Source organism: Pseudomonas sp. P4_B4 (assembly GCF_056402255.1).
The window spans coordinates 24,409-44,285 of record NZ_JBFUHS010000006.1 but is presented as its reverse complement, the minus strand read 5'-3'; the positions used below and the strand labels follow the sequence as shown (position 1 = coordinate 44,285).

Genomic DNA, 19,877 nt, shown 5'->3' with positions numbered 1-19,877 from the left:
CTCCTTACTTGGCGGCCATGCGCAAGGCACCGTCGAGACGGATCACCTCGCCATTGAGCATGCTGTTTTCAATGATATGCCTGACCAGCCCGGCATACTCGCCCGGTTTGCCTAAACGCGGCGGGAATGGCACGCCAGCGGCCAGGGAATCGCGAACTTCCTGGGTCATGCCGGCCATCATCGGCGTCTCGAAGATGCCCGGGGCGATCGTCATGACACGAATGCCGAAACGCGCCAGCTCACGGGCAGCCGGCAAGGTCAGGCTGACAATCGCCCCCTTGGACGCCGAGTAAGCCGCCTGGCCGATCTGACCGTCGTAAGCCGCGGCAGACGCGGTGTTGATGATCACGCCGCGCTCGCCATCGGCATCCGCTTCGGTCTCGGCAATCGCCGCTGCCGCAAGGCGCAGCATGTTGAAGCTGCCGATCAGGTTGACGTTGATCACCTGGCTGAAACTGGCCAGCGTGTGTGGACCATTCTTGCCGAGAATCTTCTCGCCACGCACGATGCCGGCGCAATTGACCAGGCCATTGAGGCCGCCAAAAGCCTTGACCGTCGCCTGCACGGCGGCTTCGGCCGCCGCTTCGTCGCTGATGTCCGCCACCACGCTGTGTGCGCCAAGGCGCTGGGCCTGGGCTGCAACGGCTTCGGCGTTCATGTCCACCAGCATCACTTTCGCGCCAGCGGCGACCAGTACCTCGGCAGTCGCTGCACCGAGGCCGGAAGCGCCACCGGTGACGATAAAAATCTTGTTCTCGATCTGCATCATTGTTTCCCTGGATTCAAGCTGGAAGGTTCTTCGCCGCGGCCTCTTGAGCCTTGGCGATTTCCTGGTTGCGCAAGATAAAGCGCTGCAATTTGCCGCTGGGGGTTTTCGGCAATTCGCTGACAAATTCGATTTCACGGGGGTACGAGTGCGCCGCCAGACGCTTGCGCACGTGCTGGCGCAGCTCTTCGGCCAACTCGGGGGCGGCGCGGTATTGCGCGCTGAGCACGACGAAGGCCTTGACCAGTTCGGTGCGCTCCGGATCGGGCTTGCCGACCACGGCGGCCTCGACCACGGCCGGGTGTTCGATCAACGCACTTTCCACATCGAACGGACCGACCCGGTAGCCAGAGGTGGTGATCACGTCATCACTGCGACCGACGAAGCTGATGCTGCCGTCCGGGTTCCACTCGACGGTGTCGCCACTCAGGTAATAGTTGCCGACAAAGGCCTTGGTTGTCCCGCCTTCGTAGCCGGCGAACCAGCACATCGGCGACTGGCTGCGGTCGATGGCCAGAATGCCCGGCTGGCCAACGCCGAGTTCCTTGTATTCGTCGTCCAGTACCACAATGCGGTGGCCCGGCGAGGCAAAACCGGCGGCGCCCATGTGAATCGGGTGCTCAAGGCCGTGGTGGTTGCACAGCACCATGCCCAGTTCGGTCTGGCCGTAGTGGTCGTGGATAACCACGTCGAGGTTGTCGGCGAACCAGCGGATCACTTCCGGGTTCAGCGGCTCGCCGGCGCTGCTGACGATACGCAGCTTGCCCTTGATCGATCTGGCGAACTCATCGCCGCCGGCAATCAGCAAGCGGTAGGCCGTCGGCGAACCGGTGAGGTTGGTGATTCCGTACTTGTTAATTACCCGGCAGGTGCTTTCGAGGGTGAACGGGCCATCGTAAAAGGTGATCGGATGGCCCATGGACATTGGCCCGGTGACACCGAAATAAATGCCGTAGGCCCAACCCGGGTCGGCGACGTTCCAGAAGGCGTCCTCCGGGCGCAGATCCACCGCATCGCGGGTGTAGCTCTGGAACGCAACGATGGCCTTGAGCGGCACCGACAGTGCTTTCGACGGGCCGGTAGTGCCCGAGGTGAACATCAGCAGGAACGGGGCTTCGCCGGTCAGTAGCACCGGTTCACAGTCGGCGGAATAATTGGCCAGTTCGGCCCAGAAACTTGAATCGCCACGAACCAGGCCCTGCCCTTTGGGGCCGGTGACGGTCACCGTGGTCGGGCAATCGGCGACTTCGGCAAGTTTCGGCCGGTTCACCGCATCGGTCACCACCACTTTGGCGCCAGAGCAGCTCAGGCGATGCTCGATGGCCTTGGGGCCGAACGCGGTAAACAGCGGTTGATACACGGCTCCGATGCGCCAGGTGGCGAATACGGTGATCAACAATTCGATGTTGCGTGGCAACAGGCCGGCCACCTTGTCGCCTTTCTTCACGCCCTGGGCCAGCAGGTAGTTGGCGAAACGCGCGGCCTTGTCCTGCAAGTCGGTGAAGGTGTACGTCGTGCCGGTGCCGTCGCGTCCTTCCCAGAACAGTGCGATGCGACCCGGCAAGGCATGCCGGTCACAGCATTCGACGCAGGCGTTGAGGGCCGTCAAATCGCCTGCGAGTGCGGCATCGACGGTGTGCTGATAATTGAACTGAGAAGTAGCAGACAAGTAATCGCGCATTGCCAGAATCCCTCTGTGTTTTTATTAGGTTGGGGGGAACCGTAATCAACAGGGAAATACTCGCTCTGCGCGGGGTGGCGGGCAATGGTCAAAGTTATCAAGTTGTCTGACTGCTTTGGCCAAAGCCCGCAGGGTATCAAGTGATAAAGCGCACCCCGGGTTTGGCCCGTTCGTCCACGGTCAGTTCGAACACATCCGGCCTCGCGTAGTGGCCGACCACGTCATAGTCGTAGCGGGCGCATACCAGGTCGTCCGTATCGATTTGCGCGGTAAGCAGCCCGGCGCTGTCGCGCAGAGGTCCTGCGAGGATGTCGCCCATGGGACCGACGATCACGCTGCCGCCGGCGATCAACGGCCGATCCACCGGCCAGTTGGCGATGTCCACACCCAAGGCTTGGGGCGATGCCTGGACCTGACAGGCGCTGACCACGAAACAACGCCCCTCATGGGCAATGTGGCGCATGCTGACTTGCCACATTTCCCGCTCGTCCACGGTCGGCGCGCACCACACCTCCACGCCCTTGGCGTACATCGCGGTGCGCAGCAGCGGCATCATGTTTTCCCAGCACACCAGCGCACCGACGCGCCCGACCTGGCTGTCGATCACCGGCAAGGTCGAGCCATCGCCCTTGCCCCAGATCAGCCGTTCGGTGCCGGTGGGCATCAGCTTGCGGTGTTTGGCCACCAGCCCGGCCTGCGGATCGAAGTACAGCGCGGTGCAATACAAGGTGCTGCCGGCGCGCTCGATCACGCCGATCACCAGATTGGCTCCGGTGCGTGCGGACAGCGCCGCCAGCGCCTCGGTTTCCGCGCCGGGTACGTCGATGGCATTGGCAAAATAGCGGGCAAAGGCTTCGCGCCCTTGCGGCAGGCGATAACCCAATTGGGTTCCAAAGCCCTCGCCCTTGGGATAACCGCCCAACAGTGCTTCCGGCATCACCACCAACCCGGCGCCGGATTCGATGATCGCGTTTTCATAGGACAGGATCTGTTCCAGGGTTTCAGCCTTGCCACCGGGCAAGGCGCCGATTTGCAGGGCCGCAACGATTGATTTTGGCATCTCGGAAACTCCATTCGCATCAGGTGTTGCTCATTCTCCTGCGCCACGTGATCATCAATAAAGACCGATTCACTGCTGAATGATATGAACCAAATGAATATCACCGACGTCGACCTCAACCTGCTCAAAGTCTTCGAAGCACTGCACGAAGAGTCCAGCGCCAGCCGCGCCGCATTGCGCCTGGGCGTGACGCAATCGGCCGTCAGCGCGGCCTTGCGTCGCTTGCGTGAGGTGTATGGCGATCAGCTGTTCGTGCGCACTGGACGCGGCCTGGCCCCTTCACTCAAGGCCAACCAGCTCAGACCGGTGGTCAGCGATGCCCTGAACAAATGCCGGCAAAGCCTGGCGATGGTCGATCCGGCCGCGCAACAGTACGAAGGTCGCTCGGTCACCGTGGGAATGTCGGATGATTTCGAGATTGCCTACGGCCGGCGGCTGATCGAAGAAATCGCCCGGTGCGCGCCGAAACTGCGGCTGATTTTCCGCCAGACCCACAGCCAGATCGTCGCCCAGGCGCTGATGGAGCGCAGCATTGACCTGGCGATTGCCGCGGGCGGGTTCGCCGAGCGGCTGCTCAGCCGTCAGGTGCTGGGGGAAGGCGGCTATCTGTGCCTGGCGGACCCGTCGAGCCTGGTCGAGGGCCAGCAGAGCATCAGTCTCGAGGAGTTTGTAGCCCGCGAACACATTCTGGTGTCGTCCGGCGGTTTTATCGGGATTACCGATGAAGGATTGGCGGCGCTGGGGTTGAGTCGGAGGGTGTGCGCCTCGACCACGCATTTTGCCGCGTTGCCGCATTTGCTCAAAGGCAGCCGGGCCGTGGCGACCATTCCGGCCCATGCCGCCCAAAGCATCGCAACGCTCAGCGGGCTGGCGCTGCTGCCCTGCCCCTTGGCCTTGCCGCGCTACCCGATCGAACTGGGCTGGCGGACCAGCACCCAGCTCGACCCGGTGCTATTGAAAGTGCGCGAGGCGATTGTCGCGAGTTTCGCCTGACGGCCTATGTTATTTGTTGGCCGCCATCAGACGATTGACTTCACTGCGCACCATGTTGGCGTACTCCGGGGGCGACATGCCGTCCAGCTCGGCGCGCACCCATTCCGCCCACTTGCCTTTGCGCTTGGCCCGTTCGCCGAACAACCGCGCGGCCTCACCCTTGGCTTTGCCCAGGTTGTTTTGCCAGAGTTCGAACAGACGGGATTTCTCGTCTTCAAGCGCAGCGCGCTCGGCGAGGGGTTTGTCGGCCAGATTGAAGCTCATGGGAATTTCCTGCTGCGTAAAATAGGCGACATCTTACACTGTAGGACGAAATGTCCTGCGCCGGTTTTTCAGCAAGATGGCCTTCCCGGGCAAAATAGCTGCAACTTTTCCGACGACGGCTGACTCCATTGTTCACTGTCCACTTACCTGCAAGGAGTACTTCAATGGCCCGCAAAACCGCCCTGCAAGCCGCCGAAGATCAAATCAAGGATCAAGCGTTCAGCGAGCTTCAATCGCTGATCGAAGAGTCGGAAAAGCTGCTGAAAAGCAGCGCCTCGCTGGTCGGGGAAGAAGCGGAGACCCTTCGCGGACAAATCGCCCTGAAACTCCAGCAGGCCAAGGATTCGGTGAGCAGCGTACGCGACCGCACCTTGCCCGCGGTCGAGGCCACTGAAACCTATATCGGCGGGCATCCATGGCAAACCGTGGCGATTTCCGCCGGGTTTGGCCTGGTGGTGGGGTTGTTGTTGGGGCGTCGATAAGCACTGGCAAACACTGAGCCTTGTGGGAGCGGGCTTGCTCCGGGCGGCGTTCCGACGAAAGCGGTGTGTCAGCAACTTGGATATTGGCTGACACGGCGCCTTCGCGAGCAAGCCCGCACAGGGATTGCGCAAAACTGACCCGATCAGAGCCCCGCCAGCTCCCGCAAGTTCGCCAGCGTCCGGGCATCCAGTTCAATGCCGTTGACCTGTGACTTGGCGCGCTGATGATGACGCCGATCCCCCGGCAAACGCTTCAGGCCGACACCGTGCATTTGCCGCACCAGTTCCTGGCTGCGTTCGGCAAAACTTTGCCCCGCCGCTTTGCTCGGGTCGATCACGATAAGCAATTGGCCAGTCCAGGGGGTCTTGGCGCCGGGGTGGTTCTTCCAGTCGAATTCGAAGGAAAAATTGCCGCCGGTCAATGCCGCCGCGAGCAACTCGACCATCATCGACAACGCCGAGCCCTTGTGCCCGCCGAAAGGCAGCAACGCGCCGCCCTCAAGAATCGCTTTCGGGTCTGTGGTCGGCTGGCCGAGGCTGTCTACGCCCATCCCTGCCGGCAAGCGTTCACCCTCGCGGGCGGCAATCTGCACATCGCCATGGGCAATGGCACTGGTGGCCAGGTCGAAGACAATCGGCCCGCCATCGGCCCGCGGCGCAGCGAAGGCAATCGGGTTGGTGCCGAACAGCGGCCGGTCGGCACCGTGGGGCACCACGCAGGTCATGCTGTTGACCACGCTCAATGCCACAAGACCTTCATCCGCGAAGGGTTCGACATCCGGCCATAGGGCAGCGAAATGGTGCGAGTTACGGATCGCCAGCACCGCAATGCCGGCACTTCGGGCCTTCTGCACCAGTAACTCGCGTGCCGCCGCCAGGGCCGGTTGCGCAAAACCGTTATTGGCATCGACCCGCACAAACCCTGAAGCCACATCTTCGACCACCGGAACGGCCTGGCCATTGACCCAGCCGCTTTGCAGCGTCGAAACATAACCTGGAATGCGGAATACCCCGTGACTGTGCGCGCCGTCGCGCTCGGCACCGGCGCAGTTTTGCGCCAGCACCCGGGCAACCTCGGCCGATGTGCCGTGACGCAGAAAAATTTTCTCTAGCAAAGCGCTCAGCGCTTCGAGTGACAGGTGTGACGAGACCGCAGTAGACGCGTGATCGTGTGGCGCAGACATCTGAAGCTCCAGACTAATTATTGGAGGGAACAACAGCGTACAAAGACCCGCCGATTAACAACGCGCGGCGAGTAACCTGTCAACCTTTCGCTCAGGGTCGATGAGGTATATCCCTGTCACGAATGCCCGCGGCCCGTGCGTTATCTATTTACCACCCGTGTCAACGCACCGGCTTTTAGTCTCGATGCTCAATCCACCGGCGCCATTGAGTGGCACCCTGAACGAGACTCGACGATGTCTACACCAGTAACTCCGCTGTTTTTCCCCGAGGCGCTGACATTGCGCGGCCGCTGGCGTGAACTTGGCAAAACCCACGGGCTGACGCAAAGGGACTTCGAATGGTTCAGCCATATCGAACTGGCCAGCCAGGCACTGCGCGATGGGCAGACGCCGCCCATGCTGGCGAAGAAAATCCTGCTGAAAATCCCTGGCCTGGAACCCGTGGCGCTGGCCGGCAGTTTTTTGCTGACCGCGACACCCGATGACAACGGCTTGATTCTCTACACCCCGTACGCCGGAATAAAAAAGTTCTCCAGCCGTACGGACCTGACCGAACAACTGGTGACGCAACTCAAGGCGGCCAGCGAAGACGATGACCTGCTGGCCTTCATGGCGCTGTCTCAACGCAAGGCCGTGGTGGACGCCACCGACATTGAGCTGAACTTTCAAACCATTGACGGCGACGTGTTCGAAGACCAGCGCAACACCCTCTCCACCCATCAGCAACTCAACGACCAGGCCCTGCTCGACGAATTGAAAGCACTGCCGTCCCTGACATCGCTGCTCGACGCATTACTCAATGAACAGCTGGCAGCGGCTTTCCCCGGTCTGGATCAGGGCCGGACCCAAGTGAACTTCTACCAGGCAACAACGCCAGAGAACGCTGACGAAAGCCATCCGGCGCGACGCTGGGTCAACTCCCTGTCCCTGAGTGAGGCCGTCCTCCTGCACTATCGCCATCAGCGTTGGCCGTCCGGGTCTTCCCCTGAGTTTTCCCATCCGAAAAAGTCCCCGGCAAAAGCCGACCAGCCACTCTGGGAGGCAGGCGTCACGACGATCTCGCGCCAACTGATCAGCCTGCTGGTCGGGCAGCTCGAAGGTTTCTGGGATGCGGCGAGCGCCGATGGCGCATCACGTCGCAAGTTCTTCGGCCAGGCCATTGCCGATCAGGCCCGAGTGCAACTGCTGCTCAAGCGCGAAGCCGGGATCATCACCCCGGAGCAAAGCCAGGATTTGCACGCGTTGATCTCGACGACCACTCGGACGAACAAATCAATGACGGTCGAAACCGTGCGTCTGTGGGAGTACCAGGCCAATTATGTGGAGTTGGCCGGCTCACTGATGATCAGCGCCGGCAACGCGTTTCTCTACACGCCTACTGAAGGCCTGCAGGTGCTCAAGGACTATCAGGACTTGTGCGATACGGTGCTGAGCAAGTTCAGCGCGGCCGGTCACGAGGATGAGCTCTATGGCCTGCTGAGCCTGGAGGAGCGCCAGCGTTTCATTGGTTTTGACTGGCCAAACGTGACCGGCGAAGTGATTTCCGGCGCGATCTTCCCCAGGCTCTTCGACGGGATCATCGGCAAGCAGCTGCAGAACATGGATTACGCCCTGCAAGTGTTCCGTCACAGTGACGGTGCCGTAGACATCCACGCCCTGTTCGACAAGGCGCTGGATATCCGCTCGATGATCAGCGAGCGCCTGCTGACGCTGGCTACCGACGAACGCTGGAGCACGCGCCCCGTGTTACCCGGCGATCAGCATCCCTCCATGGTGCTGGCCGATACGGTGGCGGCTTTCGTCAAGACCTTCAGCGACATCGAAACACAGATAAACGCAGATTTTGCAGCACAACCGGTCGCTTCCCTGGCCTTGCAACGGGTCTATCTGGAAAACATGAAACCCCGCCTGACCCATGCATTTTCCGTTGGCATCCGTGGCGAGGCCAGTCTGCGGGTACTCGGCGCGACACTGCGGGATGCGGATCGGGCCATTGTCGACACGGTCTTCAACCCGGACCAGCCCGACCGGCAAAACCGCCTGTCACTCAAGGGCTTCCGCCCCGATGCCTACTCATTGACCCTGGAGTGCTCCGGCCAGGAGGATGTCCTGCCCCTGGCTCATTGCCTGCTGTTGACCGAGCGTGGCGGACTCGATTCCTCGCATTCCGGCCGGACGATCCTGTGGACACCCGCCGAGGGCCTGGAAGTCTTTGACACCATCAGTCGTGCAAGGCTGGAACTGAACCGCCGCCTGCTCGAACCACAACAACGCCTGGCGTTGCTGGAAAACCTGACCCCGTCCCAGCGCATCTTTCACCAACGCTACTCATTGGGTCCGCTGCGGCTGATTGAAGGGCCTGTATTGGAGCGGGTCACGCAATCGTCCATCGAGCACTTTTTGGCTCGCTGCGAACACGTACGCACTTTCGATCTGAGCGACACGAAGCAGAAAAAAGCCCTTAAAGCCCTGACCACAACGGTGCTCAACACCAACCTGGGAAGAGCCACGTCGATTGCCCGGGCGATCAGCCAGCAGCAGTCCCTGCCCGCCTGGCTGGGAATGGCTCCGCTGCAAGAGCAGCGACTGCACCTTGAACTGCTGGAGCAATACCGCAACAGCGTTGTTGAGGACAGCAACTGCTGCAACACGCCCACGAACTGAAACTCCAGCAACGGCTGTCCGACAGCGCTTTCGATTTGCTTCAGCAAGTATTCGACATGCCGGACGCCATCGCCCGGGCGGCCGTAGAAGGCGCGCACGCAATCGCCCGGCCACTGCAATTGATCAAGACAAGCGGTGCCGCCGCCGTCACCGCGCTGAGCCTGTACCTGATTGGCCCAGGCACGGACAAGGCAGGCCCGCAAATCCTCTATGCCCCTTACCACCCTGGTGGTTCACCGTTCGTTGAGTTCGACAATGAGGCCAGCATTGTCTCGGCGCTCAACACACCGGGGCCATTGCAGGACATGTTGATACGTCGCCTGCCGGACAGTCAGCAAACAGTGTTTCGCAACCTGTTCAAGTCCACCGCCGGCCAGTCGAGCGAAATCACCCTTGCGTCCAACCCCATCGGCGGCAACCTGTTCACCCAATTGTTCCATGACAACACCCAACTGCTGGTGAAGATGCTCGGCAGCCAGGCAAACGCTACCGCTCAGTCTGACTGGGAGGCCGTCAAACACCTGTTCGGCTCCGGCATCGAGTGCATTTCAGGCCTGCTGCCGGGCAAACTCGCGTATGTGCAGTTTCTTTGGAAGGCCTACAAGGACGCCCTGAACTCAGCCGAAGCCCTGCACGACCATCACTGGACGAGCGCATTGCGCGACTTTATTGCCGGTGCGGCACAAATCGTGTCATTGGGCCGGTTGTCGCTTGAAGGATCGGCCGAAAGCGCCCAGGCAACCGGCGAAGCGGCTGCTGAACCGGTTGCCTCCCCCGTGATCGCACAACCCTGGTCGCGGGTCCGGTCGACCGCAGCACTGCGTACCCGGCTGCAACCGTTCGAAACCACGCTTGAACTCAAGGACCTCGCGAAAAGCAGCACTGACGGCACCTATCTCGAAGCGGGCAGCCAGAAAACCTTCGCCGCCATTGCCGGCAAGGTGTACGGCGTGAACAAGACCGGAGCGGTCTGGAGAACGATCAAAGGCAAGGAAGAAGGCCCCGTGTTACTGGCTGCATCTGACAACCAACTGGTAATCGACCCGGATTCCCACACCGTTCACTTCGGGAAAGTCGTCTCGAAAATGCACAATCGGTATGCCAACGCCTATGTTGCCAGGGAGGTACTGAATATCGAGGCCCGGGGGATGGACGAAATCCGGGCCAAACATCCCGATAAGGCCCGCATGATCGTGCAGGCCATCGACATGGCTCGCTATTACGCGTTCAACAGTCTGCACAACCTGGTACAACTCAGAAAACTCGCCCCGGGCACACGGCTCGATACCTTCCTCAAACAGTTCTTTGATGTTGGTCGGGTCGACAAAGCACTGCTCGAAAAAATCAAACAGGCCATCGTCCCCATCTGCAATGCGCTGGTCGATCCCGATGAAGACTGGATGAACTCGCAACGCTTTATCGTGGGTTCAAGCCGGGACCCGGAGGACAATCTCGTCGCGTTTGTCGTGGACAAGGATCTACAGCGCAATGTGCATTTCACGGAAAAGTTTTTCGATCAACAACTCGACTGGTACAAATCCAGTCTGACACAACCCTTTGATGTCGACGGCCACAGCCAGGCCGTGACCCTGATACACGAGTTCGCTCATTTGTTTTCCGGGGCCGTGGACATTGCATACCTTGAGGCCAGGCTGCCGTTCAGCGATTTGGTAGCGTCGATCACCAGCTATGGCGCAGCAAAGAAACAGACTCAAATGGACTTCCAGCGAGAAGCCTTGTCAATGGAAACGCCCGAGGAGGAACTGTTCGCACGCTGGAACAATGGGCTGCAATCGTGGATCAGCCTGGATTCGATTCCGGATTCTTACCACATCGGCAAGGCTATCCTGCGGCTGACGGGCAGCAAGACCATGGATGAGGCACGAGACGCTTTTTTTGACGTGCAGGATTCGAAGTTCCGAATCGACGTCATTTTGCATAATGCCGACTCGATCGCCTTTTTGATCTGCGAAATGGGCCGGCAACTGGATCCGGTAACGGTGACGGCGTCCACTGGCCTCTGATCCCATCGTAATAACGCGCAGATCCCCGGATCTGCGCTGCACAGCGGTGTTTGTCTTGATCTTTTTTTCGCGCGCCCCTATGGATACTGCTACCCGACAGCAGGCGCTCCAGAGGCGAGGCGCTGAAAAAAAATACCCATTGATGGTTAAATGCCATGACTGATGTTCTCGCAAACTTCCCCCAAGGTTAGAATGCAGGAAATCAGGATGGGCCAATGACCGACCACACCCTCTCGGAAGCCGAATACGATGCCATCACCGATGCCGCTGCGCATTGGTGCATGCGTCTGCACGCCAATGACTGTACCGAGCAAGAGCGCCACGCGTTCGAGCAATGGCGTGATGCGCATCCGCTCCATGCCTTCGAGTACGAAGCGATGCTGGAGATCTGGGATGTCGCCGGCGACTTGCCCCGTCCCGAACCTGTGGTGCCGCTGGTTCGCACCCAACCCGTAAACCCGTGGCGCCGCCTGGCTACTGCAGCGGCGGTGTGTGCCCTGGCACTGCCTTTGGCCGGTTATGGCGGCTGGCACCTGGGCTGGGTTCCGAACGCGTACCAGCATTTCGAAGCGTCCGACAATGTTCGAACGGTCACCTTGAAGGACGGCAGCCAGGTGGAGCTGAACCTGGGCAGCGAGCTGACGTACAGCAACTACAAGGATCAGCGGCAAGTCACGCTGAAAAAAGGCGAAGCCTTCTTCAGTGTCAGCCATGACACCCGTCACCCTTTCGTGGTCAAGGCCGCCGAAGGCCGAATTCGCGTGACCGGAACCCAATTCAACGTCTGGATGTATGAAGACCAGGTCAAGGTCAATCTGATCGTGGGTTCGGTACTGGTCAGCAGCAACGCCGACCTGCAAGGCGACGGTTTGCGCCTTGGCCCGGCGATGCAGGCCAGTTATCGCCACGGCGACTTCATCCCCCGCATCAGCCAGACTTATGACAATGACAGCTCACTGGCCTGGCGCCAGGGCAAACTGGTGCTCGACGATCTGGCCCTGAGCGATGCGCTGCCATTGATCAATCGCTACCTGGACAAACCGTTGATGGTGGCTGACAACAGCACCGGCGCGATCCATATCGGCGGCATCTACAACATCAGAGAGATCAACGGCCTGGTGAAGTCCTTGCCGCGGGTCCTGCCGGTCTACCTGACCCGCAACCAGAACGGCAATCTGGTGGTCAACGCAATTCCGCAAACATCCCCGAAAAGCTGAAAAGGCCGCCACCCTTGCGGGGTGCGGCCTTCAGCGTTCATGCAAAACGCCACTTCCTTACTGCGCGGCCACCTTGGCAGCCTTTGCATCCTGCTGACGAATCGTCTGCACCTGATATTGCGCCAGCTTGTCGGCGCTGACGTTGGGCACCACCGACAGGTTCATGTACAGCATCTGCCCCTGATCGTCCGCCGCCAGCGTGTTGACCCACGCAATGCCCTGGATCTGGTGCACCGAGGCCTGGAAATCCTTGAGGTTTTTAGCGCGGTTTATCGCGTACCACTGCTGCAGAACACGGTCGTTATCCAGATTGGCGTCGCGCAGGCTGAAGGCGTACTGACGATCCCAATCCAGTTTTCCAGGCCATTGCACCACCGGACCGAATTTCGAGCTGTAGACCTCATGGGAAATCGCCTGGACCTGCCCGTCCGCCTGCCTGACGTTGACGGTCTGCCTGTCCATCGGCAAGGACTGGCCGTCTAGCAGGTAGCGGGTCGAATCCTTGGGATCGAGTTGCAAGCGATACAGCGTGAAATGCCTGGACGAATCCACGGTGTGGGTCCAGGCCAGATGCTGATTGAAACCGATGTTGATCAGCGGCAGGCCGGGTAACGCCGCGCCCATGACGTCCAGTTTGCCGGGAATGGTCAGGTGCATCTGATAAAAACGCATGCCACCCACCCACGGAAAGTGCGGATTGGCCAGCAACATGCCGCGTCCGTTGAAGGAACGCTCGCTGCCGACCGCGACGGCGTTGCTGCCCCGGTCCAGGGCAAAGCGCTGCATCCGCGTGGCGGCTACCTGGAACGCTGCCTGTGCACTCGACGTCTGGGCAACGGCTTTGGGTGGTGTGGCACCGGCCAGGGCTTCGGCAAACTGGCCGACGCCACCTTCGACCAACAGGCGCCGGGTCAGCTTGACCAGATCCGACGGGGTGATGTCGCGCACCCAATCGCCTTGGCACTGCGGCGGCAACCCCTGGGCCCGACGTTCGCTCAAGGAGCGGTTGTACCCCGCCACATAGCCTTCGACCAGCTCACGCACTTCGGGGGTCTGGGCCTGCCAGAAACCGGCGACGGCTTGCGGGGGTGTTCAGCCAGGTGAAGAACATATCGCTGACCAGGTTCTCACGCTCTTCTACGGTGAACTGATCCGGCCCGAAGTACCGCGAACGTTCGCCATTCACCGTAGTGATTTCGTTGGCCAGCAGGCACAGGTTGTCCTGGGCGTAGGCATAGCCGATGCCGTAGCCGAGCCCGCGCTCATTGACGGCGCGGATGTGCGGCACGCCGAAACCGGTTCGGCGGATGTCGGCGCTCGTTGGCGCCGGCGTACCACTCGCGCTCGCCGCAAGGCTCAGCCCCAGGCTCAACCCCAAAGTCACACCCGCCAGGCTCAACCTGGTTAACTGGCTGGAAATAATCACGCTCGCTCCTGATCGAAAAAACGATGGCCACAGGTGCGCATATCCACGCGGACCGGGCCTCCCTGTAGGGACGAAGCTCACCACAAAAATTTAGGGATTTACCGTGAAACTGCCCATGGACTGACAGGTTGATCACGCGATGGCGACAAATTTTCTACATTTGAGCCTTCATGATTCGGACTGCTCATACATCTAGTCCTGTAAGAGCGCCCACTTTTTCCTGATCAGGCTCTGAAAAGGAGTTTTTGCAATGTACAACTCGCAACTGCCAACGGACGGTAGCAATGCGCCAAAGGGTACTTCCATGGGAGTCGGCGCATTCGAGCCGCGTACCGATCGCCACCGCAACGAGCGGATCAGGATCCTGCTCAAAAGCTTTGGCCTTCGAACCAGCCTGATCCGCCTGAAAGTCATCGATGCCCTGCTGACGGCCGCCGAAAGCGACCGCAGCCTTGGCGTGCGCGGCGTGCACAGCCAATTGCTGGACCTGGATGTTCCCCTGTCCTTTCTCAGCGTGCGTGAAGTGCTAAAGCGCTTGTGCAGCGAAGGCGTGATTGTCCTCAACCCCGACAAAAGCTACAGCCTGCATCCCCAGGCTGCTGCCATTCTGCGCAACCAATGATCGAATGATCAGGGCTTGACCTTGCGGCGCATCACGCCATTGACGACCACCACTATCACTGCCACACCAATGGCGATGTACTGGAACATTTTTTCGCTGATGACGCCGGTGTTCTGCAACCAGGAAAGGCCAAACATGATCCCCAGCACCACCAGGGAGATCAGAATCGAGTATTTCAAACGTTGCGACTGAGTCATTGCGGGTTCCTGAATCTGAAAATGTATCCGGTTTGTATCGACACGCATGCCAAGCGCTTACCCGGTTTCGGGGATAAGCCGCTACAAGCGGGGTCTCATGTTACAGCCGATGAAGAGTTTTAGCTTCATTGCGGCGATTACCATGAGGACTTTCAAATGTTGCGTCGAATCACACTGCTGATTCCCCTGCTTGCCATCCTGACCCTGAGCGGATGCATTGTTTTCCCCCACGGGGGCTGGCACCACGATCACTATGACAACCATGGCGGACCGGGTTACTACCAGCATCGTTAACCGCTGCTCAATGTCCAGAATTCTTGCGGTAAAAGTCATTGCCGGGCTGGGCACACAGTTCCACCAGCCAATCGACAAACACACGCACCCGCCGGGATAACTGGCGGTGCGGCGGATAAAGCGCCGTCATCGGCATGCCCGGTGGCGGCACTTCCTTCAGCACTTCACATAAACGTCCCTCTTCGAGTTGGCGCGCCACGTGATAGTACGGCGTCTGCACCAGGCCATATCCCGCCTCGCACGCCGCCAGATAGCCATCGGCACTGTTGACCGCCACCTGCTTGGGCAGGTCRACCGACCGCACCTGGCCATCCACGACAAACTCCAGCCCATAGCGTTTGCCACTGCTGCTGGAGACGTACTCGACCATCCGGTGCCCGCTCAGGTCATCCAGGGTATGTGGCGCTGCGTGCCGCTGCAGGTAGTCGGGGCTGGCACAGGTCACCTGATCCATCATCACCAGCGGCCGCGCCACCAGCGAATCGTCCAGCGACGAACCACCGCGCAAGACACAATCGACACCCTCGCGTATCAGGTCCACCGGCCGGTCATTCAGGCCGATTTCCAGTTCGATCAACGGATAGCGGGCGGTGAATTGCGGCAGTGCCGGAATCACAATCAGGCGCCCCACGCCCGCCGGCATGTCCACTCGTAACAACCCCTTGGGATTATGACGTGCAGCACTGAACACTGCTTCGGTCTCTTCCAGATCCGCCAGCAAGCGCACGCAACGCGGGTAATAGGCCGCACCGTCGAGCGTCAGGCTGATCTGCCGCGTGGTGCGTTGCAGCAGTTGCACCCCCAGATGCGCCTCCAGTTGCTTGATCAGAATGGTTACCGAGGCCCGGGGCAATTGCAGGCTGTCGGCGGCCCTGGCAAAGCCACCCAACTCGACGATTCGGGTAAAGACGCGCATGGCGTTGAAACGGTCCATTGCTGGCTCCACCGGCTGATTATTTAGATTTAACGAATAGTGATAGCCGTTTTAGCCGGTTTATCTTGTTTCTGTCGAGGCGAACAATGGCGATTCATTTCACAGGGAGCTGATTTCATGCACACACGTCAATTGGGAAAGAACGGTCCGCAGGTATCGGCCATCGGCCTGGGCTGCATGGGCATGACCGACTTCTACACCACCGGCACGGACACCCGCGAAGCCACGGCCACCTTGCACCGCGCGCTGGAACTGGGCGTCAACCTGCTCGATACCGCCGACATGTACGGCCCTCACACCAATGAAGAACTGATCGGCAAGGCCATTGCCGGCAAGCGCGATCAGGTGTTCCTGGCCAGCAAGTTCGGGATCGTCCGCGACCCGGCCAACCCTACCGCCCGTGGCGTCAACGGTCGGCCGGAATACATTCGCCAGTCCATCGACGGCAGCTTGAAGCGCCTGGGCGTGGACACCCTCGACCTGTATTACCAGCACCGAATCGACCCGCAGGTGGCCATCGAAGAAACCGTCGGCGCCATGGCTGAACTGGTCAGTGCCGGCAAGGTGCGTTATCTGGGATTGAGCGAGGCCTCGGCGGCGACTTTGGAGCGGGCGCACAAGGTTCATCCGATCAGTGCGTTGCAAAGCGAATATTCGTTGTGGAGTCGCGACCAGGAAGAAAACGGTTGCCTGGCGGCCTGCCAGCGCCTGGGCGTCGCCTTTGTGCCTTATAGCCCGTTGGGCCGAGGGTTTCTGACCGGCGCATTGAAAAGCCCGGATGATTTCGCGGCGGACGATTATCGTTGTTTCAGCCCACGCTTCCAGGGCGAAAACTTCGCGAAAAACCTGCTGCTGGTGCAACAGGTACAAGCGCTGGCAGCAGAAAAAGGCGTGACGGCGGGCCAACTGGCGCTGGCGTGGGTGCTGGCCCAGGGCGACTACCTGATTCCGATTCCGGGCACCAAGCAACGCAAATACCTGGAAGAAAACGTGGCCGCTCTGGAGGTGACGCTGAACGCCGAAGAACTGCACGCGCTGGAAGCAATCTTTCCGGCGAATGCCACCGCTGGCCTGCGTTATCCGGAAGAAGTCATGAAACTGCTCGACCGCTAAGGGTTGCCGGCCCGTTCGATGAACCGGGCGGGCCGGGCAACATGGCGTCAGGCCTCTTCCGAGAGAACACTGCCTGGCCTCACCATGGGGCCGTTGTTCTTGCCGTAAGTTTCCAGGTTTTGCAGCACGTAGATCGCTTTTTTGAATTCGGGAACCAGGTAGTTGGCGTACTTGTTACCCTTCAGATTGTTATTCTGGATGTTCTCCAGTTGCGTGGCGAAATATTCCAGTGCATTAAACTTCGCGTCAGGGTCCTTGATGCCAAACCGGTCGAACTTGTTACCGGCATTGCTCAGCGTGACCGCCGTCACATCACTGATCAGGCCACGTTCTTTCAGAAAGACACTGAGACTGCCCATGGATTTGACTGAAATATTAGTAGGATCAAAACCCTTCATCTGCTTGCGCAACTTCATCTTGTCCATCTTGACTGTATCCAGTTCAACTGGATTGTTGCCCACCAAGTCAAGCATCTGCCTGACCTTGACGCTCTGGGGAACAGCCTTTGATCTGCTGGCGGCATCTCGAACCAGCAGGCCCGCTTTCGCGGTCCAGGCGCCGGTATATCCGATAGTCATTGAAAACTCCTTGTTTGACCAAGTTAGGAGGTCAGGAGTATCGGCCGGAGCACTTGAGGCCACCAAACTTTAATTCAGAGTTTTAACAATTCTCGTACAATTAAGATACATACTGTAAAACTTCTTGTTTATTGGATCTTGGCACATTAAAGAATGGTCCTTCAGACTTTTCTTACATAGCGACTAGTTGGTTTTCATCAATACCGATACTTACCCTCGGCATTTCAACCTGACGATTTTGTAATGTGCCCCTCATCTGCCTGACAGCGTTGATCTACCATCATCGAATGGCAGACCTTTGTAGCAATTAGAAACACTCCTTGAATGCCTGACCAATAAAAATGGTCAGAATGCGTTTTTTTGCCCGTTAGCCGAGACGAACCCCATGCGAAACCCTCTGCGTCTGATCGCCCTGAGCGCCCTGTTCATGTCCTCCCTGGCCCAGGCCGCCGACCTCATTCCGATCGAGGTTCATCGCGACGCCAACTGTGGCTGCTGCAAAAAATGGATCACTCATCTGGAGGCCAATGGCTTCAAGGTCGAAGACCACGTCGAAGCCAACATGAGTGAGTTCAAGCAACAGCATGGCGTGCCGCCGCGCCTGTCGTCGTGCCACACCGCGTTGATCAACGGCAAATTCGTCGAAGGTCATGTCCCGGCCGACCAGGTCCTGGCCTTGAGCAAGCGCGACGATCTGCTGGGCGTCGCTGCCCCCGGCATGCCCATGGGTTCGCCCGGCATGGAAATGGACGGCATGAGCGATGCCTATCAGGTCATCGGCCTGAAAAAGAACGGCACTGACGTGGTGGTTGCGGACTACCCCGCTCATTGATGTCCGGCGCGTACCTCGGGCTGTTTTTCGCGGCATTCGGTGCTGCCACGCTGCTGCCGTTGCAATCCGAAGCGGTGCTGGTCGGATTGCTGCTCAGCGATCGGTATTGGCTCTGGGCACTGCTGGCGGTGGCAACGTTCGGCAACGTTCTGGGGTCGCTGCTTAACTGGTGGCTGGGGCGCGGCATCGAGCGGTTCGGCGACCGACGCTGGTTTCCGGTGAGCCCCCGGCACCTGGAGAAAGCCCGGTTTCATTACCAACGCTACGGCCACTGGTCATTGCTGCTCAGTTGGCTACCGGTGATCGGCGATCCGCTGACGCTGGTCGCCGGGGTCATGCGCGAGCCGCTGGGGCGCTTCCTGCTGATCGTCACCCTGGCCAAAGGTGCCCGCTACGGCGTGCTGGCCATGGCGACTTTGGGCTGGATGGGTTGAACCATCGAGGGCGGCGGTTGCCTGTGTTTAATGCCGCCCTAATCGAGCCGATCCAGCATCGGCGGATTTTCCATGGAGCCCACCCATGTCGCCCCCCTTCTCCCGCTGGTTACCCGGTCTGCTGCTAACCGCCGCCCTGCCCGTCATCGCCCACGCCGAAGGAGCGGGATACGGCCCCGAGCTGCAAGGTTTCGACTACCCCTACACCCTCAAGCACTTCGCCTTTGAATCCCAGGGCCAATCCCTGCAAATGGGTTACATGGACGTCGCCGCCCACGGCAAGGCCAATGGTCGCAGCGTGGTGCTGATGCACGGCAAGAATTTCTGCGGCGCCACCTGGGACAGCTCGATCAAAGCCCTCAGCGACGCCGGTTATCGGGTCATCGCCCCGGACCAGATCGGCTTCTGCACCTCCAGCAAACCGGCGCACTATCAGTACAGCTTCCAGCAACTGGCGACGAACACCCAGCAATTGCTCAAGGCCCTGGGCATCCAGAAAGCCGCCCTGCTGGGGCATTCCACCGGCGGCATGCTCGCCACTCGCTATGCCTTGCAATACCCCGAACAGGTCGAGCAACTGGCGCTGGTCAACCCCATCGGCCTGGAAGACTGGAAAGCCCTCGGCGTGCCTTACCGCACGGTTGACCAATGGTACGAACGCGAACTCAAACTCAGCGCCGACAGTATCCGCAATTACAAACGCAGCACCTATTACGGCGGCCGCTGGAAGCCGGAGTTCGATCGCTGGGTCGACATGCTCGCCGGCCTGAACAAAGGCCCGGGACATACGCAAGTCGCGTGGAACTCGGCGCTGATCTACGACATGATCTTCACCCAACCGGTGTACTACGAATTCCAGAACCTGAAGATGCCGACCCTGCTGTTGATCGGTACGTCCGACACCACCGCCATCGGCAGTGACATCGCCCCGCCCGAGGTCAAGGCGAAGATCGGGCACTACGACGTCCTCGGCAAACAGGTGGCCAGGCTGATTCCCCAGTCCACGCTGGTCGAACTCCCTGGCATGGGCCACGCGCCTCAGATGGAAGAACCGGCAGAATTCCACCAGGCCCTGCTCGCCTGGCTGAACAAGACCAACCCCGTGCGTTAAA

Annotated in this window: 17 protein-coding genes and 2 pseudogenes; 10 read left to right on the top strand and 9 right to left on the bottom strand. The window is 59.8% G+C overall.

The features are described from left to right. Window positions 1–4: 4 nt before the first annotated feature. From AC1DVE_RS08975 to AC1DVE_RS08965, 3 genes are all read right to left on the bottom strand, one after another. Complete coding sequence (locus AC1DVE_RS08975) at window positions 5–766, bottom strand: SDR family NAD(P)-dependent oxidoreductase (protein WP_223457060.1); 762 nt, start codon at window positions 764–766, stop codon at window positions 5–7. 16 nt (window positions 767–782) lie between these two features. Continuing rightward, the gene (locus AC1DVE_RS08970; protein WP_223457058.1) at window positions 783–2,447 is read right to left on the bottom strand and encodes an AMP-binding protein; all 1,665 of its coding nucleotides are present in this window, start codon (window positions 2,445–2,447) and stop codon (window positions 783–785) included. A 136-nt stretch (window positions 2,448–2,583) separates the two neighbouring features. Further along, on the bottom strand, window positions 2,584–3,507 hold the full coding sequence (locus AC1DVE_RS08965) for a carbon-nitrogen hydrolase family protein (RefSeq protein ID WP_223457056.1): 924 nt from the start codon (window positions 3,505–3,507) through the stop codon (window positions 2,584–2,586). Between the two features lie 84 nt (window positions 3,508–3,591). On the opposite strand from AC1DVE_RS08965, the gene AC1DVE_RS08960 reads away from it, so the two are divergent. After that, window positions 3,592–4,500, top strand: coding sequence for a LysR family transcriptional regulator (locus tag AC1DVE_RS08960; protein ID WP_223457054.1), 909 nt, complete (start codon window positions 3,592–3,594; stop codon window positions 4,498–4,500). A 9-nt stretch (window positions 4,501–4,509) separates the two neighbouring features. Here the strand turns inward: AC1DVE_RS08960 and AC1DVE_RS08955 are convergent, their stop codons facing one another. Next, window positions 4,510–4,764 carry a hypothetical protein gene (locus AC1DVE_RS08955; RefSeq protein ID WP_007970091.1) on the bottom strand — a complete coding sequence of 85 codons (255 nt, stop codon included), beginning with the start codon at window positions 4,762–4,764 and terminating at the stop codon, window positions 4,510–4,512. Between the two features lie 164 nt (window positions 4,765–4,928). Between AC1DVE_RS08955 and AC1DVE_RS08950 the strand changes: the two genes are divergently transcribed. Further along, on the top strand, window positions 4,929–5,246 hold the full coding sequence (locus AC1DVE_RS08950; RefSeq protein ID WP_223457052.1) for an ElaB/YgaM/YqjD family protein: 318 nt from the start codon (window positions 4,929–4,931) through the stop codon (window positions 5,244–5,246). Between the two features lie 143 nt (window positions 5,247–5,389). On the opposite strand, the gene AC1DVE_RS08945 is transcribed toward AC1DVE_RS08950, so the two are convergent. After that, a complete protein-coding gene (locus AC1DVE_RS08945; RefSeq protein ID WP_223457050.1) occupies window positions 5,390–6,430 on the bottom strand; it encodes an Ldh family oxidoreductase in 1,041 nt (346 codons plus the stop codon). A 234-nt stretch (window positions 6,431–6,664) separates the two neighbouring features. Here AC1DVE_RS08945 and AC1DVE_RS08940 point away from each other — a divergent pair. Beyond that, window positions 6,665–11,118, top strand: a pseudogene (locus tag AC1DVE_RS08940) (dermonecrotic toxin domain-containing protein). 215 nt (window positions 11,119–11,333) lie between these two features. After that, complete coding sequence (locus AC1DVE_RS08935; RefSeq protein ID WP_223457048.1) at window positions 11,334–12,335, top strand: FecR family protein; 1,002 nt, start codon at window positions 11,334–11,336, stop codon at window positions 12,333–12,335. A gap of 117 nt (window positions 12,336–12,452) precedes the next feature. On the opposite strand, the pseudogene AC1DVE_RS08930 reads toward AC1DVE_RS08935, so the two are convergent. Further along, window positions 12,453–13,761, bottom strand: a pseudogene (locus AC1DVE_RS08930) (penicillin acylase family protein); the annotation flags it as partial. Between the two features lie 250 nt (window positions 13,762–14,011). On the opposite strand from AC1DVE_RS08930, the gene AC1DVE_RS08925 reads away from it, so the two are divergent. Beyond that, window positions 14,012–14,383, top strand: a complete 372-nt coding sequence (locus AC1DVE_RS08925) for a fe2+ zn2+ uptake regulation protein (protein WP_223457046.1) — start codon at window positions 14,012–14,014, stop codon at window positions 14,381–14,383. An 8-nt stretch (window positions 14,384–14,391) separates the two neighbouring features. On the opposite strand, the gene AC1DVE_RS08920 is transcribed toward AC1DVE_RS08925, so the two are convergent. Beyond that, window positions 14,392–14,580, bottom strand: coding sequence for a hypothetical protein (locus AC1DVE_RS08920; RefSeq protein WP_007983579.1), 189 nt, complete (start codon window positions 14,578–14,580; stop codon window positions 14,392–14,394). Between the two features lie 156 nt (window positions 14,581–14,736). Here AC1DVE_RS08920 and AC1DVE_RS08915 point away from each other — a divergent pair, with 156 nt between their 5' ends. Continuing rightward, complete coding sequence (locus tag AC1DVE_RS08915; protein WP_008054152.1) at window positions 14,737–14,874, top strand: hypothetical protein; 138 nt, start codon at window positions 14,737–14,739, stop codon at window positions 14,872–14,874. A 7-nt stretch (window positions 14,875–14,881) separates the two neighbouring features. Here AC1DVE_RS08915 and AC1DVE_RS08910 read toward each other — a convergent pair whose 3' ends face one another. Beyond that, window positions 14,882–15,808, bottom strand: a complete 927-nt coding sequence (locus AC1DVE_RS08910) for a LysR family transcriptional regulator (protein WP_223457044.1) — start codon at window positions 15,806–15,808, stop codon at window positions 14,882–14,884. A 117-nt stretch (window positions 15,809–15,925) separates the two neighbouring features. On the opposite strand from AC1DVE_RS08910, the gene AC1DVE_RS08905 reads away from it, so the two are divergent. Next, window positions 15,926–16,921 carry an aldo/keto reductase gene (locus AC1DVE_RS08905; protein ID WP_477783890.1) on the top strand — a complete coding sequence of 332 codons (996 nt, stop codon included), beginning with the start codon at window positions 15,926–15,928 and terminating at the stop codon, window positions 16,919–16,921. 47 nt (window positions 16,922–16,968) lie between these two features. On the opposite strand, the gene AC1DVE_RS08900 is transcribed toward AC1DVE_RS08905, so the two are convergent. Continuing rightward, window positions 16,969–17,499, bottom strand: a complete 531-nt coding sequence (locus AC1DVE_RS08900) for a hypothetical protein (RefSeq protein WP_477783889.1) — start codon at window positions 17,497–17,499, stop codon at window positions 16,969–16,971. A gap of 385 nt (window positions 17,500–17,884) precedes the next feature. Here AC1DVE_RS08900 and AC1DVE_RS08895 point away from each other — a divergent pair, with 385 nt between their 5' ends. From AC1DVE_RS08895 to AC1DVE_RS08885, 3 genes are all read left to right on the top strand, one after another. Next, a complete protein-coding gene (locus AC1DVE_RS08895) occupies window positions 17,885–18,331 on the top strand; it encodes a DUF411 domain-containing protein (protein WP_223457038.1) in 447 nt (148 codons plus the stop codon). Continuing rightward, on the top strand, window positions 18,331–18,765 hold the full coding sequence (locus tag AC1DVE_RS08890; protein WP_223457036.1) for a YqaA family protein: 435 nt from the start codon (window positions 18,331–18,333) through the stop codon (window positions 18,763–18,765). The genes AC1DVE_RS08895 and AC1DVE_RS08890 overlap by 1 nt, the downstream gene beginning before the upstream one ends. Window positions 18,766–18,850: 85 nt before the next feature. Then, complete coding sequence (locus AC1DVE_RS08885) at window positions 18,851–19,876, top strand: alpha/beta fold hydrolase (protein WP_477783888.1); 1,026 nt, start codon at window positions 18,851–18,853, stop codon at window positions 19,874–19,876. The last annotated feature ends 1 nt before the right edge of the window (window position 19,877 follow it).

What these genes read in the sequence shown, in the direction of transcription:
- AC1DVE_RS08975 (WP_223457060.1), bottom strand. Translation starts at nt 766, where the DNA reads ATGCAGATCGAGAACAAGATTTTTATCGTCACCGGTGGCGCTTCCGGC.
- AC1DVE_RS08970 (WP_223457058.1), bottom strand. Translation starts at nt 2,447, where the DNA reads ATGCGCGATTACTTGTCTGCTACTTCTCAGTTCAATTATCAGCACACC.
- AC1DVE_RS08965 (WP_223457056.1), bottom strand. Translation starts at nt 3,507, where the DNA reads ATGCCAAAATCAATCGTTGCGGCCCTGCAAATCGGCGCCTTGCCCGGT.
- AC1DVE_RS08960 (WP_223457054.1), top strand. Translation starts at nt 3,592, where the DNA reads ATGAACCAAATGAATATCACCGACGTCGACCTCAACCTGCTCAAAGTC.
- AC1DVE_RS08955 (WP_007970091.1), bottom strand. Translation starts at nt 4,764, where the DNA reads ATGAGCTTCAATCTGGCCGACAAACCCCTCGCCGAGCGCGCTGCGCTT.
- AC1DVE_RS08950 (WP_223457052.1), top strand. Translation starts at nt 4,929, where the DNA reads ATGGCCCGCAAAACCGCCCTGCAAGCCGCCGAAGATCAAATCAAGGAT.
- AC1DVE_RS08945 (WP_223457050.1), bottom strand. Translation starts at nt 6,430, where the DNA reads ATGTCTGCGCCACACGATCACGCGTCTACTGCGGTCTCGTCACACCTG.
- AC1DVE_RS08935 (WP_223457048.1), top strand. Translation starts at nt 11,334, where the DNA reads ATGACCGACCACACCCTCTCGGAAGCCGAATACGATGCCATCACCGAT.
- AC1DVE_RS08925 (WP_223457046.1), top strand. Translation starts at nt 14,012, where the DNA reads ATGTACAACTCGCAACTGCCAACGGACGGTAGCAATGCGCCAAAGGGT.
- AC1DVE_RS08920 (WP_007983579.1), bottom strand. Translation starts at nt 14,580, where the DNA reads ATGACTCAGTCGCAACGTTTGAAATACTCGATTCTGATCTCCCTGGTG.
- AC1DVE_RS08915 (WP_008054152.1), top strand. Translation starts at nt 14,737, where the DNA reads ATGTTGCGTCGAATCACACTGCTGATTCCCCTGCTTGCCATCCTGACC.
- AC1DVE_RS08905 (WP_477783890.1), top strand. Translation starts at nt 15,926, where the DNA reads ATGCACACACGTCAATTGGGAAAGAACGGTCCGCAGGTATCGGCCATC.
- AC1DVE_RS08900 (WP_477783889.1), bottom strand. Translation starts at nt 17,499, where the DNA reads ATGACTATCGGATATACCGGCGCCTGGACCGCGAAAGCGGGCCTGCTG.
- AC1DVE_RS08895 (WP_223457038.1), top strand. Translation starts at nt 17,885, where the DNA reads ATGCGAAACCCTCTGCGTCTGATCGCCCTGAGCGCCCTGTTCATGTCC.
- AC1DVE_RS08890 (WP_223457036.1), top strand. Translation starts at nt 18,331, where the DNA reads ATGTCCGGCGCGTACCTCGGGCTGTTTTTCGCGGCATTCGGTGCTGCC.
- AC1DVE_RS08885 (WP_477783888.1), top strand. Translation starts at nt 18,851, where the DNA reads ATGTCGCCCCCCTTCTCCCGCTGGTTACCCGGTCTGCTGCTAACCGCC.